Below are 16460 nucleotides of genomic sequence, written 5' to 3' on the forward strand. Positions count from 1 at the left end.
TCGCCGCCTTCGGCCTTGGTGTCGCCCTTGGAGTCGCCACCCAAAGCTGCGCTCAGCGCCAGGCCGCCTTCGCCCTTGCCGCCGTCGGCTTCGCCACCCTTGGCGTTGCCGCCGTCGCCGCCGTCGGCTTCGCCACCCTTGGCTTCGCCACCGTCGCCGCCTCCGCCGCCAGCATTGATGCCGTCGCCGGCGTCAGCCTTGCCGCCCTTGTTGTCGAACTCCTGCTTGAAGTCGCCGTCGTTCTTGACGGTGGCTTCTTCAAGCTTGTCGTTGTCGACCATGTCGGCGGTTTGATTGATGAGGAAGGCGTTGCTGTTGGCGCCCATCGAGCCGTTCAAGATGTCCTTGAAGTTGATGTCGTCGCCTGGATCATAGGTAACGTCGCCTTCCTTGCTGAACAGCACGTCGCCCTTGATGTCGCCACCACCGGTGTCGATGTCGGCGAAATCGTTGTCTTCCTTGTAGTCGCCGAGACGACCTTCGAGGTCGACATTGACATCGACGTCGACATCAACCTTGGTCTCGGTCTTGTTCTCGTTGGTGTTCTCGTTCTTGGATTCGTTCTTATTCTCGTTTTCGTTCTCGGAATTGTTCTCGTTCTCGTTCTTGGATTCGTTCTCGTTCTTGTTTTCCGACTCGTTCTTATTTTCGGACTCGTTGGTGTTCTCGTTCTCGGATTCGTTCTTATTCTCGGATTCGTTTTCGTTCTTATTCTCGTTTTCGTTCTTGTTTTCGTTCTCGCTGTCGCCGCCCAGCTCGATTTCGTTGCCGACGAACTGCAGGCCAAACGCATTGAGATTGTTGCTGTTACGATCAGACATCGTCTTGTCCTTAGGTTAGGACCGCGATCGCAGGACCGTTCTCATCTTTCACACGGTCTTGGGGGGTCACGCGGACTGTTGTCTATTTTCCACTGTTTCAGCTGGAATTGTCCGGATCGTCAGGCCGAGGGGACTGATGGCCATTGATCCCACATCGTTGTTGACTGGCCGATACCTCCCTTGTTGTGTGTGGGGCGGTGCTCGGAGTCTTCACAATGCCGTGAACGGAATGCCGTTTTTAAACGGGCATTGGATGTTCAATTTTGAAGCCCCGGCTACGCCACGCCCATACTGGCGGAACCAACAAAGTCTGTGGCCGAGACCGTGAAATTGTAAGCTGACAGTTCGCGCTAGGCTGTTTGGGTCAGTCCGCCAAGAAGTTGCGACGCTGATCTAGCTATTGCAGCGATGATCGGTCAGAGATATTGACCTCTTGTCAATTGATTACAATTGCGAGTCATTTGCAGAAGAACAGCCGGGCTACGGCTGCTTGGACAGGTAGGAAATTTGCGACGATAACGTTCGTGCGTCCCAGCGAAGTAGCCGAAGGGCTAGCTCGCCCGATTGTGTCAACTGTCCGGAAGGACTATGCCGGGGCATTAGCTAGCTCATCTTGCACATACCGAACCCGGTACACTGCCAAGGCGCACCTGATGGGGATACAAAACAGCGGTAGACAGCCTTGTACGTTCATGACTTGGCAAGAGCATTCGCACTTCAGGTAACGGCGCGAATTCCAGGTAGGATCGATGCCCTCATCGTGGCCGGTCAGAAAATATCGAGCATTGCACCAACTATCGGGCGTTGTCGTGGGTATTCAATGTCAGCTGGTCGCGATTGCCGACAACCGCGCCCTCTTACTCGTCGCCAATAGGATCAACAGGATAGGGCAAGAAACCTTCAATCGAACGATCGCGGTTTCGCGTGGGGTTACTGCGACGGCTATCTCGCGGAAGATTGGCCGAGGTTGCGGAGGGCGCGCCAGCGCAAACCGACATTGCATGTTGGTCGAACTCGATCGGGCTGAGCTTCCCGAACGCATTTGGCGAGCCATTTCAGATTGAAACTGCGAACGCGGTGCGTCGCCGTTTCCACTCCGCAGTTTCCTCCAGTCTGGAGGAGCCTTGGTCTCGACCCCCTGATCCGAATTTCGTCGGCTTCGACCTCTACCCGCTGGGCTTCCGCGTCCTGCTCGGCGGCGACGAAGGCGTCGAGATCGGTGCCGGCTGGAAGCATGTCGGCGAGTGTGCCGGCGACTACGTCTCGGTGCAGCCCGACAGCCCGTTCTGTCCACGCCCGCTGCGCGCCAATCTCTTCCGTTCGGGCGACGACATGCTGCTTGGGGACTGCACTGATCGCGGCCCGCCAAGCCGCGCAAGGAGGACTGATCAGTGCGCGCCCCGCATCGATCGCAGGGATACCGGCGCGGCGCGATGAAACCTCGCGCCGGGCGCCGGCTGCTCCTCCTTCTCCTTGCCCGCCTGTCGCTGGCGGCCGCTCCCGCGTCGCCGGAACATGCGCAGGCGTTGCCGCCAGCCATCCCCGGAGCCAACGCACCATTCGCGGCCTTCGTCGCGGAAGCCTCGCAACGCCTCGGCATTTCGGTCACCTGGATTCGAGCGCTCAGGCGTCGACGACTGGAGCCGTTGCCGCCGAGGCTGGCGACGAAGACCCGACCGGATCGGAGCGTCGCCACCAGCCCGAGATGAACCGAGCCGCACCCGTCGAGAAGAAGGCGCTGACCGACAATGAGTTCGAGGTCGGGCTCGACGACAACAGCGACGAGGATACCGCCCGGATCAGCCGCGCCAACCAGGTGATGCAGGGTTCGCCCGCCAGGTCTCCCTCGACCCTAACGATGGCATGGAACTGTGAGACGCCCATGGCCAATCCGTCGAAGAAACAGCGCCTGTCGGTCTACCTCGATCCCGAGGAGGTGAAGACGCTCACCGCCCACGCTGCACGCCGCGATCAGTCGCGCTCGCTGATTGCCGAAGCCGCCATCGTCTCCTTCCTGTCGCCGGACGCGGCCGAAGGGCAGGAGGCCGCGACGACGAAGCGCCTCGCCCAGCGCATGACCAGGATGGAGTGCGACGTCGGCATCTCGGTCGAAATGCTCGCCGTGTTCGTGCGCTTCTGGCTGACCACCAATCCACCGCTGGCTGAGCCGGCGCAAGCCGCCGCGCGGGCGCAGGCAGGCGAGCGCTACGACATTTTCGTCGCCGCGCTCGGCCGACGTCTCGCCAAGGGGCCGAAGCTGCGCCAGGAGATTTCCGAGGACATCGACCCCGCGCGCGACGCGCAATAATCAACGATTGCGGCATTTCAAGTATTCGGAGATTCCGCCGAACGCCTGTCTTTGTATGCCACAGTGCGACAAGCGATGCTGGTAGTGGGCACGGCGACCGCGGCAAACCTGTGGCGGCGGTCGCACATCGCTCGATGACGGTCACAATGATGACCAAGTGGCGAAAACGGCATTTTCAGAAAAAAGTGGCTTGTCTCTCTAGCTACTAGAGGGATTAGGGTGATCATTCACGAGTAATCGTTCACGAGATATCTGCAGGCGATTTTGGTCTGCGCTGGCGGAAGGCGAAAATGATGGATGAAGCTGTGCTGAAGAGCCGCTACAGGGTGACGGGCATGGACTGCGCCGGCTGCGCCAAGAAGATCGACACTGTGGCGCGGCGGATTGAAGGCGTCGCGGACGTCTCGGTTTCGGTGACGGCCGGCACGATGACGATCGACCATTCGTCCAAGGCGGACTTGGGGAAGCTCGCCAAGCGGGTGGAGAGCCTCGGCTACAAGGTCGCTCCGCTTGCCCTGGTGCAGCCGAAGACGGTTGCGGCTGTGCCGGCCAAGGAAGAAGCGGCAGGCTGCACCAATCCGGATCACAATCATGACCACACGGCCCACAATCACGCCGGCCACGACCACGCGGCTCATTCGCGCGGCAAGGACGAGGCTCAAAAGGCGAATGTGGCCGGTGTAAATGGCCTGGCCGCGATCACCACCCTGCAAAGCCGCTACAGGGTGACTGGCATGGATTGCGCCAGCTGCGCCAAGAAGATCGACACCGCCGCAAGGCGAATCGACGGCGTCCAGGACGTCAATGTCTCGGTCACCGCGGGCACGATGACGATCGACCATTCTCCCAAGGCGGACATGACAAAACTCGCCAAGCGGGTGGAGGGCCTCGGCTACAAGGTCGCCCCGCTTGCGCTCGTGCAGGCGAAAGCCGCCACCGGCAAAGCGGCGGGTGCTGTGGTCGAGAGCGACGGCGCAAGATGCACCAACTCGGCTCACAATCACGATCACTCCGGCCATGATCACTCCGGCGACCATCCCGGTCATGATCATTCCGGGCACGACCACTTTGGACACGATCATGGCGCGAAGGGTTCGGAGCGCCATGACAGTGCGGCCGCCGGCCTTCACGGCCACGATCACGGAAACGAGGAAGGGCCGTGGTGGAAGACCCAGAAGGCGAGGCTGACAATCATGTGCGGCCTAGCGCTGGTCGCGGCCTTCTTGCTCGGCAAGGCGTTCCCGCGAATTGAATCGTGGGTGTTCATCGCCGCCATGGCGGTCGGGCTCATCCCGATCGCCAGGCGTGCGGTCATGGCAGGGCTCAACGGCTCGCCGTTCACCATAGAAACGTTGATGACCGTCGCCGCCGTCGGCGCGGTATTCATCAACGCCGCCGAAGAGGCGGCAGCGGTGGTATTCCTGTTCCTTGTCGGCGAATTGCTCGAGGGCGTCGCTGCCGGGCGCGCCCGCGCCAGCATCAAGGCGCTCGCCAACCTAGTGCCGAAAACGGCGCTGCTGGAGGTTGGCGGCAGGACGTCGGAAGTTCCTGCCGACAGCCTGGCTGTCGGATCGACCATCCTGATCCGCCCGGGCGACCGCGTTCCGGCCGACGGCATTATCCTTTCGGGCCAGAGCTCGATCGACGAATCGCCCATGACCGGCGAGTCGGTGCCGAAGCCGAAGAAGCCCGAGGACCAAGTCTTCGCCGGCACGATAAACCAGGATGCGCCAATCCGTGTCAAGGTCACGGCGGCGGCCGCCGACAACACCATCTCCCGCATTATCCAACTGGTCGAGCAGGCGCAGGAATCGAAGGCGCCGACCGAACGGTTCATCGATCGCTTCTCCACCTACTATACTCCTGCCGTCATGGTCGTCGCGGCTCTGATTGCGATCATCCCGCCGCTGGCGTTCGGCGGCATCTGGTCGGAATGGATCTACAAGGGCTTGGCGATCCTGCTGATCGGCTGCCCGTGCGCGCTCGTCATCTCGACGCCTGCCGCCATCGCCGCCAGCCTTTCGGCGGGCGCCCGCAGGGGGCTGCTCATGAAGGGCGGCGCCGTTCTCGAAACGCTGGGCAAGATCACCAAGGTAGCGTTCGACAAGACCGGCACTTTGACCGAGGGCAAGCCGAAGGTGACCGACATCATCGCCGTGGCCAAGACGGCGGACGAAACGCTGACCCTGGCGGCCGATCTGGAACTCGGCTCCAGCCACCCGCTGGCCATGGCCATCCTGGCGGAGGCCAGGACGCGTGGCATCGAGCCGACCTCGGCCACCAATGCCAGGGCGATTGGCGGCGAAGGCGTCGTCGGCACCGTGGGCGGCGTCGAGATATTTCTCGGATCGCCGCAGGCCGTCGAAAAGCGCGCGCCGCTCACCGCGGAACTGCGCGACCGGATCGTCGGACTGAACGACCAGGGCAAGACGGTTTCCGTCCTTCTGGCCGGAAACCAGGTCGCCGGGTTCATCGCCATGCGCGACGAACCTCGCGACGACGCCAGGGAAGGCATCGCGGCCCTGAAGAAGCTCGGCATCACCGCCGTGATGCTGACCGGCGACAACCAGCGGACTGCGGCCGCGATCGCCGCCGGCCTCGGCGGCCTCGAGCCGCGCGCTGAACTTCTGCCGGAAGACAAGCAGCGCATCGTCGGCGAACTGCAGAAGTCGGGCGAGATCGTCGGCAAGGTCGGCGACGGCATCAACGATGCGCCGGCGCTTGCCGCCGCCGATGTCGGCATCGCCATGGGCGGCGGCACCGATGTCGCGCTCGAGACCGCCGATGCGGCGGTCTTGCATGGCCGGGTCAAGGACGTCGCCAACATGGTAGCGCTGTCACGCGCCACGATGGCCAACATCATGCAGAACATCACAATCTCGCTCGGCCTCAAGGCGGTGTTCCTTGTCACTACGATTATTGGCATAACAGGCCTCTGGCCGGCCATCCTGGCCGATACCGGCGCCACCGTCATCGTCACCGCAAATGCCATGCGGCTTCTTGGCTGGCGAGGATTGAAATGAGCGCGAAGCGGCGCCGCCCCTGAATGCAAACCTTTTGGGCGCCCCGACCGGCGCGCCCAAAACGTCAAGTTTCGAAAGCCTGCCAGGATCGCCCGGCGTCTATGCGGACGCAACGCTTTTCATGCCCGACGGCGGCACCGCGCGCGGACTTCACGGGCAGAGACGCGGGCCAGCTTTGGAGGTCGATTCAAAAAATCTTCTCGCTCGACGAGACCACGCATTTTCGTGGGGCACGAGTATCAGCCCGCAAGGAGAGAGCCGCGCTGGAAAAGCACCGTTGCCGAACAGAAAGCTTTGAGCACGCATCTCACCTGCTACGCCACCGAGTCGGACTTTCTGAAGTTCCGGGGGCCACGTGACAAAACACTACCGTTACCGAGACTCTGCGGTCGATGCGCCGCCCGGCGTCGCCTGGGATTGGCCAATCTGTTGGCTGCTGCTAGGAGGAAACAATATCGGCAAAAGCTGACGATCGATCGCGCGATACCGCGAACACCGCATAGTTGGCCTTCGGACCTCCCCGTCGTAGGCGAACCGGCAGCTGCGAGCATGGCGGTCTGGTCACTGGGCGAAAAGTCTGCCAACGGCCTCCGCCGGAATTGCCCGCAGGATCGCGGCATCGGTGGTTCCAGGGGACCGCACCGGCGCATTGGCTCTTGTCATCGCGTCTGGACAGCACAATATCTCTAGTGGCTGGAAGTCTAAGGTGAATTCTATGTTTTCGATCGGCGATTTATCGCGGCGGACCGGGGTCAAGGTTCCGACAATCCGCTACTACGAACAGATGGGCCTGCTCGAAGCGGCCGAGCGGTCGGAGGGCAACCAGCGCCGTTTCGGAAAACGGGAGCTGGAGCGACTGGCCTTCATCCGGCATGCCCGGGACCTCGGCCTCACCATCGAATCCATCCGCGAGCTCATCGATCTGAGCGGTCACGCGGAAAAGCCGTGTGCCGACGCTGACAGGATCGCGAAGGAGCAACTGGCCTCGGTCAGGGATCGCATCGCGCAGCTGAAACGGCTGGAGAAGGAACTCGAACGCATCGCGCTCTGCTGCACCGGCGAAACGGTCGGCGATTGCCACGTGATCCGGGCGCTGTCCAACCACGCACTCTGCGCGACCGATCACTGAAGCGACCGGCGGCTGGATCCGCAGTGTTTCATCCCGGAGCCCTGTCTGTCGATCTGTGCAAAGGCTGTCTGATCGTTCCCTACGCAAGCCGCCGTCGGCTGAGCAACACGACTAAGCTTTAGCCTTTATTCTAATTTGGTTTTCGTCTCAATCCGTCCAACCCCATCATTGAACCGGCATGAATCTCATGGCCGCATCGCCGATTTCTCGCCCTGGTCGGAACCCTTTATGGCCAGCTGCTGGTGTTCAAGGTGGCAATGTTCCTGCTCATGGTCGGTCTTGCGGTCGTCAACCGCCTATACCTCCTGCCACGAGCCCTGGCGCATCGGGCGGTCGCGGGATCCCCGAACCAACAACTCATGGCTCTGAGGCGGAAAATGCTTATGGAGCAAGTCTTGGGTCTACTCGCGCTCGCCGCCGTCAGCGTTTTCGCTACGCTGCCGCCGGCGATCCATGGCGCGACGCATGACCATACGATCGGCACTGAAATTGCCGAGAGCGCCAGGCAAGCCGGGGTGTGCCTGACCGAAGGACCGGTGCGATCAGTGCCGGCGCGCGGCGAGCAGCCGGCCTATTTTCCGCAGAATCAGGGGCGCCGTGATTAGGACAAGCGCGCCGATCGCCCAGACGACGACAATTGCCGGCTTCAACACCACGCGCAGCAAGGCGATGACCTGTCCCAAAAGGCCGCTGACGTTGAGATTGTCGAGAATGGTACCGACCTCCTTGCCGCCGGTCGCGGTTGCAATATCCCTCCCGCCGTCAACCAGGAGGCCGGCACTGGCCGCAACCCAGCCGAGGATCGGATCGACCAGGACATAACCGACCCAGGCGAGCAGCGACCACAGGACGAGGCCGACAAGGACGACGGCCATCGGCAGTTTCCGCGGCAGGCCCGGAGGCGCATCGTAATCGCCAGGCCCGCCCATCATCCTTGGGTCGCGATCGTCTCTGTGGCCGTAACTGTCGCGATACCCGCGGTCACGGTGGCCATGTTTTCCCATTTCGGTCTCCGTTGTTTTGGGGGCGGCAGGCTTCCAAGGAAACCAGCCCGTTTTCAAGCATGTCCGACCGCGCCAACCATCGCCGTCGCGTTCGCCGGCTGCTTGCCGTCGCCTTGCCCGGCCGCCGCTACAGGCGCAACTCGCCCTCGGCCTCACGCAGGTTCTGATCCTCGATTTGGATCGTCGCGTGGGTCAGGCCGAAGCCAGCCTTCATCGCCTCCTGGGCGCTGACAAGTGTTGCCCGCGCCTGCCCCATGTCGGCCACGACCAGGTGGCAGCTCATGGCGTCGATGCCCGATGTGATCGTCCAGACGTGCAGATCGTGCACCGCCGTCACGCCCGGAATGTCCAGCAGTTTTCGCTCCAGCAGCGCTAAATCGACCTCGGGCGGTGTGCCCTCCATGAGGATGTGGATCGCCTGCTTCAGTAATATCCAGGTGCGCGGAACGATGAACAATCCGATGCCGGCGCCGATGATGGGATCGGCCAGCGTCCAGCCGGTGAGCATGACGACGCCCGCGGCGACGATGACGCCGAGGGAGCCCAGCATGTCGCTCAGAACCTCGAAATAGGCGCCCTTCACGTTGAGGCTTTCCGACGATCCCGCCGACAGGAGCTTCATGCTGATCAGGTTGACCGCGAGGCCGACCACCGCCACCGCAAGCATCGGGCCGCCCAGAATTTCTGGCGGGTTCAGGAAGCGCTTGTACGCCTCGTAGAAGATGTAGATCGTCAGCAGCAGCAGAACGACGGCATTCGTCAGCGCCGACAGCACCTCCATGCGAACATAGCCGTAGGTCTTCTGCGGAGTCGCGGGACGTTCCGCGAAACGGACGGCGATCAGCGCCAGGGCAAGACCGCCTGCGTCGGTCAGCATATGCGCCGCATCAGCGAGAAGCGCCAGGCTGCCCGTCCACAGACCGCCGATGACCTCGACCACCATGAAGGTCGTGGTGAGAGCGAGGGCTCCTGCGAGTCTGCTCTTGTGTCGCCCCGCGGCGGTCCCGGACGGAGCTGCCGCCGCGTGTGAATGTCCTGCGCCCATTATCAACCTCTTGGTGTCATTCGACGAGCGAGATGCCGGCGGCGACCGGCCCGCAAATTCGTCAATCAAATAGGTCTCCAAGGAAAGACCGCCTGCGACCGCGACCGTGGCCACTTCCATGTCCGCCGTGCCCTGAACCATGACCGCTCTCGTAGTAGCCCTGGGACGGATAGGGCTGCCCTTGCGACGCAGGCGGCGGCGTAGAGGGTTGCGCCTGCGCACCCCGCACCTCTTCGCTCGCGCTGCGCTCGATGATCTTATCGAGCTCGCCGCGATCCAGCCAAACGCCCCTGCATTTGGGGCAATAGTCGATCTCTATGCCCTGTCGCTCGCTCATGACCAGATCGACCCTGCAGGCAGGGCAAAGGAGGCCATGACCTTTGCCTTCGGAACTCGTGTTTGCGACATCCACCATCTTCATCTCCTGTTGTTGATGCGTCGCAAACCAGAACGTTCGCGAGCCCGTTTCAGATATAGGGTCTCTAGCTACTAGAGATTCAAGGGCGAGGGCGAAGTTTCTTGCCTGGCTACCCGGAAACACTGGCGTCATGCGCTCTCCTGCGGGGCCTCGCTTTGCCATCCGTACCCGCGCAAGAATGGCTCCAACTCTCTAGAAACCGAAGAAGATGATGCCGACGCCGAGGAACAGGATCAGGGCGGCGAAAATGACGCTTTCGGAGCGCTCCAGGAATCCAAGATGCATGGGTTCCATTCGCGCCATCGTCAACCAGGTGAAACCGACCATCCCAGCAATCGTAGCAACAGCGAGGACCGCGCTCAGTACGACAAAGCCTATCCAGCCGTAGGTGATCCCGGACAGATCGGCGGGCAGGAAGCCTTCGCAAGGCGAGAACTTCAGAAGTGTGAACAGCCGAGGCTGGCGGCTTTGTCTGATTTGACCGTTCTGGCTGGAAGAAGAGCGACTTCTGGGGTCGCCGGAGCAGGCATGTTGCTGCTCCTCGAACCGAACCATGGCGATGGGTGTTATCGCCATGAGGAAGGCCAAGGCTTGCCGTCAATTCGTGCGGCTCGGGAATTTTCTCTAGGGATTCCAGATACCCGTCTCGCGTAGGCTCGGTCCCTTAACGACGGTTTCGGACCGCCAGCGAGGCGAAGCGCTTCCGCGCATCCCGATCGCGCTTGCGCATCTTTGGCGGTTTTGGAGTAGTTGGGAGTAGGGAAATCGCGAACTCGTAGTTCGCAGCTTCGCCGACCCGGCGAACCACTTCCTCTTCCACCTCGGCGACATACGCTCCCCGCGCCTAGTCGGCGGCTCTCTCGTGATGGAGAAGCTCTGCCGGGCGCTTCAGTACGAACTGGTTGTCGGCGGCGATGTAGTTGTCGGCATGCAGCCGCGCGATCGGTTGATAGACCTCGGGCCGGACGTAGCGGCCACGCTCGTCGAGGCATTCGTCGCGGACATACATCTGCACGACCTCGCCGATGACGATGGTGCGGCGACCGTAGTCGAGGATCTGCGACACCTTGCACTCCATGGCACAAGGTGATTCCTCGATGCGGGGTGCCGCGACCTTGATCGACGGCGTGCTGGTGAAGCCAGCGAACTCGATCTCGTCGACGTCGCTGGGGAAGTTGATGCCGGTGACGATCATCTCCTTGGCGATCGCCATGTTGACCATGTGGACGACGAACTCGCCCGAGCGCCTGATGTTGGCGACGGTGTCCTTGGCGGTGCCGTCGGGCCGCGTCTGCATGCCCAAGATGAGCAGCGGCGGCTCGTGCGAAAAGACGTTGAAGAAGCTCATCGGCGCGGCGTTGTTGCAGCCGTGCTCGTCGATGGTGGTGACGAGCGCGATCGGACGCGGCCCGACGAAGTTGGTCAGCAACCGGTAGCGGTCCATTTCAGGCAGTTCGGCGAAATCGAAATCCATGGTCTTACCCTGAAATCGCGAAGCGTTCGGCTGATTGACGCTTAGTGGTCGGAAACAACTTGGTGGGAGCATAGCTGGAGAGCTTGCCGACATAAGGTTTCGGCAATGGGTATGCCAGGTCGCCAGCCTTGGACGTGCGCAAGCCCATTCCGACGATGGCTTCGGCAAATTTTACGGCTGCGGCCACGCCGTCGATCACCGGAACGCCGAGCCGTTCCTCCAGATACTTTGCCAGGTCCGCCATGCCAGCACAGCCGAGAATGATTGCTTCCGAGCGATCATCACGCAGCGCTTCCTCGCACTCGCCCAGGATGATTGCGCGAGCGCTGGAACCTGGCTTTTCAAGCTCCAGCACGGGTACGTCGGTGGCCCGGACGCGCCGACAATGATCCTGCATGCCGTAGTTGCGTACCAGATGTTCGGAGATGATGCGGGTGCGTTCGAGTGTCGTGACGATGGAGAAGCTGGTGGCGACAAATGCCGCCGCATGCATGGCCGCTTCTGCAATGCCAATGACCGGAGCTGCAGTGATCTCCCTGGCCGCGAGCAGCCCCGGGTCGCCGAAGCAGCCGATCACATAGGCGTCGGCAGCATCGCCATTGAGTATCTCATCGATGGTGCCAAGGACGCTCAAGGCTTCGTCGTAATGCCCTTCGATCGATGCCGCGCCGGAGCGAGATGTCGCGAGAACAACTTCAGTGCCGGGTGCTGCGACCGCACGCGCGGCTTCGCCCATAAGCGCCGTCATCGAAGCAGTGGTATTGGGGTTTATGAGCTTAATTCGCATTCATTTTCTCCATTAGAGTATACAATTATTTGCCATACTTGGATTCATAGCGGAGCGCGATAGTCTTCGAATGCACTTGCATGGCTACCGTCCGCCCGCCCCAGCAGAGCGTCTTCAGCGGCCTTTAGTCCAAGTTTCGCCGTCAGCCTGGAGGGCGTCAGGCCCTCCACACTCAATTCGACGCGCCCAGTAACGAGTCGCCCTTCTGAAATTGTGATCGGATCGCCCGCGCAATTTCCTTTCGAAAAATACGATATTGACGAAAGATTGTATACATGCCTAGAATGATATGTCTATACAAGTGAGCGCTAAATTTCCGCAGCGGAAGTTTCAAGGCGCCAGGGAACGATCATCGAAGAGAGGAGCTACCTAATGTCATTGAATAGGCGTTCATTTTTGCAGGTATCGTCTGCGGCAGTAGGACTGGTCATGGCCGAGGCTGCCTTCGCCAGGATCGCGTATGCCGAGGGTGCGGCCGGCACGCTCCGTGTCGCGATTGCCAAGCCAGCCGGCAATCTCGATCCACAGAGCCACTTTGCCATCTGGGCGATCCAGGACCTGATGTTCGAGCCGTTGGTGAAGTACGGCAAGGGTGGCCAGATCGAGCCTTGCCTGGCGACCGACTGGAAGATCGAGGACGGCGGCAAGACCCTTCATCTCACGCTTCGCCAGGGCGTGACATTCCAGGACGGCACCGTGTTCGATGCTGCGTCATGCAAGTGGAATCTCGAGCGCTGGATGGGCAAAGAGCAGTTCAGCTGGATGAACTGCTCGAAATATTTCGAATCCTTGGAAGTCGTAGACGACTACCACATTACCCTTCGCTTCAAGGAGCCAGTCCTCGCCTTGATGCAGGAGCTCACCTACACCCGGCCGCCGCGCTTCCTGAGCCCCAAGTCCGTCGGCGCCGACGGCAAGTTCGGCGAGCCTGTCGGCACCGGACCGTGGCGCCAGACCAGTGCCGACGACACACAGAGCGTCTTTGAACGCTACGACGGATACTGGGGTGACAAGCCGAGCTACGAACGTCTCGAGGCCAAGGTCATTCCGGATCCTCGTTCGCGCGTCGCAGCACTTCGTGCGGGCGAAATCGACCTGATCGGCGGTTTCTGGATCGCGCCTTTGACCCCGGAGGAGGGCAAGCAGCTTGAAGCGGCAGGCTTCAACGTCGCCATCGACCCGGGCAACGTCTCACTGGTGATGGCCTTCAACCCCGACCGTGCGGATGCGCTGAAGGACCAGCAGGTCCGCAAAGCGATCAGCATCGGCATTGATCGCGCGGCCATTTCCCAGGCTCTCTACCACGGCTATGCGAAGCCGGCTGGAAACCTGTTTTCGTCGGCGCTGCCATATGCCGGCAAGCAGAACGACGCTCCTGTCCGCGACGTGGCTGCTGCTTCGGCGCTGCTGGAAAAGGCGGGCTGGACGGGCAGTCCCGTCCGTTCCAAGGATGGCAAGCCGCTGACGCTTGAGATGGTCGTCAGCCCCGATGCCGTTCCCGGCTCTCGCGTGATCGCCGAGGTGATCCAGTCCGAGATGAAGGAGATCGGTGTCGACCTAGTCGTCCGTTCCGTCGACCATGCCTCCAAGCACACCGACATGCTCGAGAAGAAGTACGATCTCGGCTTCTTCCTCACCTATGGCGCTCCATACGATCCTTTCGGATCCGTTGTGGCGCTCTGCCTGTCGACCTTCAAGAACGACGTCGAAGGCAAGCTGGTCACCGACGCTGCCAATCTGGACCCGCTGATCAATGCGGCGACGGCGGCGACCGGGGACCAAATCGAGCCGACGATCCAGAAGGTCTATGACTGGCTGTATGACAACGACGCGATCGCGCCGCTGGTCTACGTTCCCAGCATCTGGGCGCACTCCAAGCGTGTCCAGGGCTTCACCGGCCCGGTCACCGAATACGACATGCCGTACGAAAACATCGTGCTGGCTGAGTAACGGGAGGCTGCCATGATCCACTTCATCAGCAAGCGGCTGAAGCATTCCCTGGTCCTGTTGTTTCTGGCTTCCGTGGTCTGCTTCACACTCGTCGTCTCAGCCCCGGGCAACGTTGCCGTCCTGATTGCCGAACTGCGCGGCGCGGTTGCCGTCCCAGGTTACGTCGCTCAGGTAGAAGAAGAGATAGGACTGAACAAGCCACTGCTGATGCGCTACGTGGATTGGCTTGGTGATGCCGTTACAGGAGATTTCGGCATCTCCTACAGGACGGGCCAGGCGGTCAGTGCGGACCTGCCGCATCGTATGATGGTCACCGGGACACTTATCGCAGGCAGCGCCGTGATTGCGACTCTGCTCAGCCTGCTTCTCGGGTTCCTGGGTGCCTTCTGGCCCTACAAACTGCCAGACCGCGTTTCGCGCGGTCTGGCTCTCATCGGCGCCTCGACACCGACTTTCTTTGTCGGGGCGCTGATGATCTACGGCTTCTCCGTCACCTTCCAATTGTTCCCGTCCTTCGGTTTCAACGGTCCCGCGAGCTGGGTGCTGCCCTGGCTCACGGTTGCGGTCCTGCCGGCAGCAGTGCTCAGCCGTGTCGTGCGTGTCGGACTGGAGGAGGCCATGACCAGCCCCTACGTGCTGACGGCCAAGAGCAAGGGACTGGGGCGCACAGCCATCCTGTTCCGCGAAGCGCTGCCAAACATCACGCCTGTCTTCATCAATGCGCTTGGCACCCAGGTGGGATTGATGACGGCAACCGGGATCATCGTCGAGCCGCTCTTCGCCTGGCAGGGTGTTGGTGACTACTTCCTCGCAGGCGTGCGCTTCCGCGACTTCATGGTCGTGCAGGCGTGCCTGCTGATCTTCCTCACCTTCTTCATCGTGGTGAACCTGATCGTCGATCTTGCGGTCCTGATGACCGATCCCCGCATCCGGCGCCAATGGAGCTGATCATGAACAAACTCAAGCCACTTTTCGCCCGGCTGAACAAGTTCCCCCGCGTGGCCCTGGTCGTCATCGGCCTGTTCGTTGCCCTGGGGACCTTTGCCCCCTGGCTCGCCCCTCAGGATCCCAGCGCGCAGAACCTGCTTCAAGGTAGCCTCGGACCAAGTGTCGCCCACTGGCTGGGTACCGACCATCTCGGGCGCGATACCCTCAGTCGACTGATCATCGCAGCGAACACCTCGCTGGTCAGCGTTGGTTCGGTCCTCATCATCGCGATGACGATCGGCATCCTGATGGGCACGATCGCCGGCTATCACCGCGGCTGGGTCGACGACCTGCTGATGCGTGTCGTCGACGTTGGCTTGTCCATCCCCAGCCTGATCACTGCGCTGGCTGTCATTGGTATTGTCGGCCCCGGCTACTGGACCATGGTGCTGGCACTTGCACTTGCATGGTGGCCAATGAGCGGTCGCATCAGCCGCGCGGTTGCAGTCAGCATCATGAGCAAGCCGCATATTGAGGCCCTGCGTGTGCTTGGTGCCAGCCCCTGGCGAATCTACTTCGGCCATCTGCTGCCCGGCACCATCGGCGCGGTGATGGTCTATGCGACGGCAGATGCCGGCACTGCCGCTTTGGCCGTTGCGACGCTCAGCTTCCTCGGTCTGGGCATCCAGCCACCGACGCCGGAATGGGGGCAGATGCTTGTCGACGCATTGCCTTATCTTGAGTCCGATCCGCGACAGGTCATCCTGCCCGGCCTCGCTCTGACGGCTGCAGTCATTGGCTTCAACACGCTCGGCGAAGCCATCGCGCTCAATCGCATCCCGAAGCCGCTGACCCGGCGCATGCTCGCCATGCGGCGGATCGAAGTCGCCGGCTGGGCCAAGGAGAATTCCGATGCATGACGAACCGCTTCTGAGCGTCAGCAATCTGACCGTCGATCTATTGACGGCCAAATCCGCCGTGCGTCCCGTCGACGGGGTAAGCTACGCCGTCCGCCAGGGCGAATGCCTTGCCATCGTCGGCGAAAGCGGCAGCGGCAAGACCGTGATGAATTTCGCCCCCCTCGGTCTCATGCCTACGGGCGTGACAACGAGCATGTCCGGGTCGGTACGCTTTGATGGGCGTGAACTGATCGGACTGCCTGAGCCGGAAATCCGCAAGCTCCGCGGCAGATGCATCGGCTTCGTCTTCCAGGACCCGATGAGCGCCCTCAATCCAGTGCGCCGCATTGGCCGCCAGATTGCCGAGATGGCGGAGCTCCATCTCAACATGACGCCACGCGCGGCAGAGGCGCGCGCGCTGGAACTCGTCAAGCTTGTCGGCATCTCCGATCCTACTGCCCGGCTCCGCCAGTATCCTCACGAACTGTCGGGTGGCCTCAGGCAACGCATCGTCATTGCCACGGCCCTGGCGGGCGAACCCAAGCTGCTGATCGCCGACGAGCCGACGACGGCGCTCGACGTGACGGTTCAGGCCCAGATCCTGCGCCTGCTCAAGGATCTGCAGCGCCGGCTCAACATGGCCATGGTGTTGATCACCCACGACATGGGCGTGGT

The 16460-nt window shown here is 61.7% G+C and carries 15 protein-coding genes and 1 pseudogene; 9 read left to right on the forward strand and 7 right to left on the reverse strand.

The features are described 5' to 3' along the window. Positions 1-821: pseudogene (locus GGQ99_RS25635) on the reverse strand (hypothetical protein); the annotation flags it as partial. Positions 822-1778: 957 nt separating this feature from the next. On the opposite strand from GGQ99_RS25635, the gene GGQ99_RS25640 reads away from it, so the two are divergent. From GGQ99_RS25640 to GGQ99_RS26490, 5 genes are all read left to right on the forward strand, one after another. Then, positions 1779-2258 carry a DUF736 domain-containing protein gene (locus GGQ99_RS25640; protein ID WP_246389757.1) on the forward strand — a complete coding sequence of 160 codons (480 nt, stop codon included), beginning with the start codon at positions 1779-1781 and terminating at the stop codon, positions 2256-2258. A 445-nt stretch (positions 2259-2703) separates the two neighbouring features. Then, the gene (locus GGQ99_RS25645) at positions 2704-3129 is read left to right on the forward strand and encodes a ribbon-helix-helix domain-containing protein (protein ID WP_183264761.1); all 426 of its coding nucleotides are present in this window, start codon (positions 2704-2706) and stop codon (positions 3127-3129) included. A gap of 293 nt (positions 3130-3422) precedes the next feature. Then, the gene (locus GGQ99_RS25650; RefSeq protein WP_183264762.1) at positions 3423-6152 is read left to right on the forward strand and encodes a heavy metal translocating P-type ATPase; all 2730 of its coding nucleotides are present in this window, start codon (positions 3423-3425) and stop codon (positions 6150-6152) included. Between the two features lie 715 nt (positions 6153-6867). Continuing rightward, positions 6868-7281 carry a MerR family transcriptional regulator gene (locus tag GGQ99_RS25655; RefSeq protein WP_183264751.1) on the forward strand — a complete coding sequence of 138 codons (414 nt, stop codon included), beginning with the start codon at positions 6868-6870 and terminating at the stop codon, positions 7279-7281. A gap of 212 nt (positions 7282-7493) precedes the next feature. Further along, positions 7494-7886 (forward strand): CopD family protein, encoded by a 393-nt coding sequence (locus tag GGQ99_RS26490; protein WP_425486864.1) that lies wholly within the window; start codon positions 7494-7496, stop codon positions 7884-7886. Here GGQ99_RS26490 and GGQ99_RS25665 read toward each other — a convergent pair. From GGQ99_RS25665 to GGQ99_RS25690, 6 genes are all read right to left on the reverse strand, one after another. Beyond that, positions 7824-8156: a hypothetical protein gene (locus GGQ99_RS25665; RefSeq protein WP_183264763.1), complete on the reverse strand. Its 333-nt coding sequence runs from the start codon at positions 8154-8156 to the stop codon at positions 7824-7826. The genes GGQ99_RS26490 and GGQ99_RS25665 overlap by 63 nt on opposite strands. Positions 8157-8412: 256 nt before the next feature. Continuing rightward, the gene (locus GGQ99_RS25670; protein WP_183264764.1) at positions 8413-9330 is read right to left on the reverse strand and encodes a cation diffusion facilitator family transporter; all 918 of its coding nucleotides are present in this window, start codon (positions 9328-9330) and stop codon (positions 8413-8415) included. A gap of 61 nt (positions 9331-9391) precedes the next feature. Beyond that, positions 9392-9745 (reverse strand): TFIIB-type zinc ribbon-containing protein, encoded by a 354-nt coding sequence (locus tag GGQ99_RS25675; protein ID WP_183264765.1) that lies wholly within the window; start codon positions 9743-9745, stop codon positions 9392-9394. Between the two features lie 195 nt (positions 9746-9940). Beyond that, a complete protein-coding gene (locus GGQ99_RS25680; protein WP_183264753.1) occupies positions 9941-10324 on the reverse strand; it encodes a hypothetical protein in 384 nt (127 codons plus the stop codon). Positions 10325-10592: 268 nt separating this feature from the next. Then, the gene (locus GGQ99_RS25685; RefSeq protein ID WP_183264754.1) at positions 10593-11222 is read right to left on the reverse strand and encodes a flavin reductase family protein; all 630 of its coding nucleotides are present in this window, start codon (positions 11220-11222) and stop codon (positions 10593-10595) included. A 4-nt stretch (positions 11223-11226) separates the two neighbouring features. Then, positions 11227-12009, reverse strand: a complete 783-nt coding sequence (locus tag GGQ99_RS25690) for an aspartate/glutamate racemase family protein (RefSeq protein WP_183264755.1) — start codon at positions 12007-12009, stop codon at positions 11227-11229. A gap of 372 nt (positions 12010-12381) precedes the next feature. Here GGQ99_RS25690 and GGQ99_RS25695 point away from each other — a divergent pair, with 372 nt between their 5' ends. The 4 genes from GGQ99_RS25695 to GGQ99_RS25710 form a co-directional block, all read left to right on the forward strand. Continuing rightward, positions 12382-13959, forward strand: a complete 1578-nt coding sequence (locus GGQ99_RS25695; RefSeq protein WP_183264756.1) for a nickel ABC transporter substrate-binding protein — start codon at positions 12382-12384, stop codon at positions 13957-13959. A gap of 12 nt (positions 13960-13971) precedes the next feature. Next, positions 13972-14907 (forward strand): ABC transporter permease, encoded by a 936-nt coding sequence (locus tag GGQ99_RS25700; RefSeq protein WP_183264757.1) that lies wholly within the window; start codon positions 13972-13974, stop codon positions 14905-14907. Continuing rightward, entirely contained in the window at positions 14898-15806 is a 909-nt protein-coding gene (locus GGQ99_RS25705) for an ABC transporter permease (RefSeq protein WP_183264758.1), read from the forward strand. Before GGQ99_RS25700 ends, GGQ99_RS25705 begins: the two co-directional genes overlap by 10 nt. Beyond that, positions 15799-16460: ATP-binding cassette domain-containing protein (locus GGQ99_RS25710; RefSeq protein WP_183264759.1), on the forward strand; the 662-nt coding region annotated here is incomplete at its 3' end. The genes GGQ99_RS25705 and GGQ99_RS25710, both read left to right, overlap by 8 nt.

Source organism: Aminobacter niigataensis, from assembly GCF_014200015.1.
In the GTDB taxonomy this organism is placed as follows: domain Bacteria; phylum Pseudomonadota; class Alphaproteobacteria; order Rhizobiales; family Rhizobiaceae; genus Aminobacter; species Aminobacter niigataensis.

Excerpts from the sequence above, each read along its gene's own strand:
- GGQ99_RS25645 (WP_183264761.1), top strand. The coding sequence starts at position 2,704 with ATGGCCAATCCGTCGAAGAAACAGCGCCTGTCGGTCTACCTCGATCCC.
- GGQ99_RS25650 (WP_183264762.1), top strand. The coding sequence starts at position 3,423 with ATGGATGAAGCTGTGCTGAAGAGCCGCTACAGGGTGACGGGCATGGAC.
- GGQ99_RS25655 (WP_183264751.1), top strand. The coding sequence starts at position 6,868 with ATGTTTTCGATCGGCGATTTATCGCGGCGGACCGGGGTCAAGGTTCCG.
- GGQ99_RS25665 (WP_183264763.1), bottom strand. The coding sequence starts at position 8,156 with ATGGCCGTCGTCCTTGTCGGCCTCGTCCTGTGGTCGCTGCTCGCCTGG.
- GGQ99_RS25670 (WP_183264764.1), bottom strand. The coding sequence starts at position 9,330 with ATGGGCGCAGGACATTCACACGCGGCGGCAGCTCCGTCCGGGACCGCC.
- GGQ99_RS25675 (WP_183264765.1), bottom strand. The coding sequence starts at position 9,745 with ATGGTGGATGTCGCAAACACGAGTTCCGAAGGCAAAGGTCATGGCCTC.
- GGQ99_RS25680 (WP_183264753.1), bottom strand. The coding sequence starts at position 10,324 with ATGGCGATAACACCCATCGCCATGGTTCGGTTCGAGGAGCAGCAACAT.
- GGQ99_RS25685 (WP_183264754.1), bottom strand. The coding sequence starts at position 11,222 with ATGGATTTCGATTTCGCCGAACTGCCTGAAATGGACCGCTACCGGTTG.
- GGQ99_RS25690 (WP_183264755.1), bottom strand. The coding sequence starts at position 12,009 with ATGCGAATTAAGCTCATAAACCCCAATACCACTGCTTCGATGACGGCG.
- GGQ99_RS25695 (WP_183264756.1), top strand. The coding sequence starts at position 12,382 with ATGTCATTGAATAGGCGTTCATTTTTGCAGGTATCGTCTGCGGCAGTA.
- GGQ99_RS25700 (WP_183264757.1), top strand. The coding sequence starts at position 13,972 with ATGATCCACTTCATCAGCAAGCGGCTGAAGCATTCCCTGGTCCTGTTG.
- GGQ99_RS25705 (WP_183264758.1), top strand. The coding sequence starts at position 14,898 with ATGGAGCTGATCATGAACAAACTCAAGCCACTTTTCGCCCGGCTGAAC.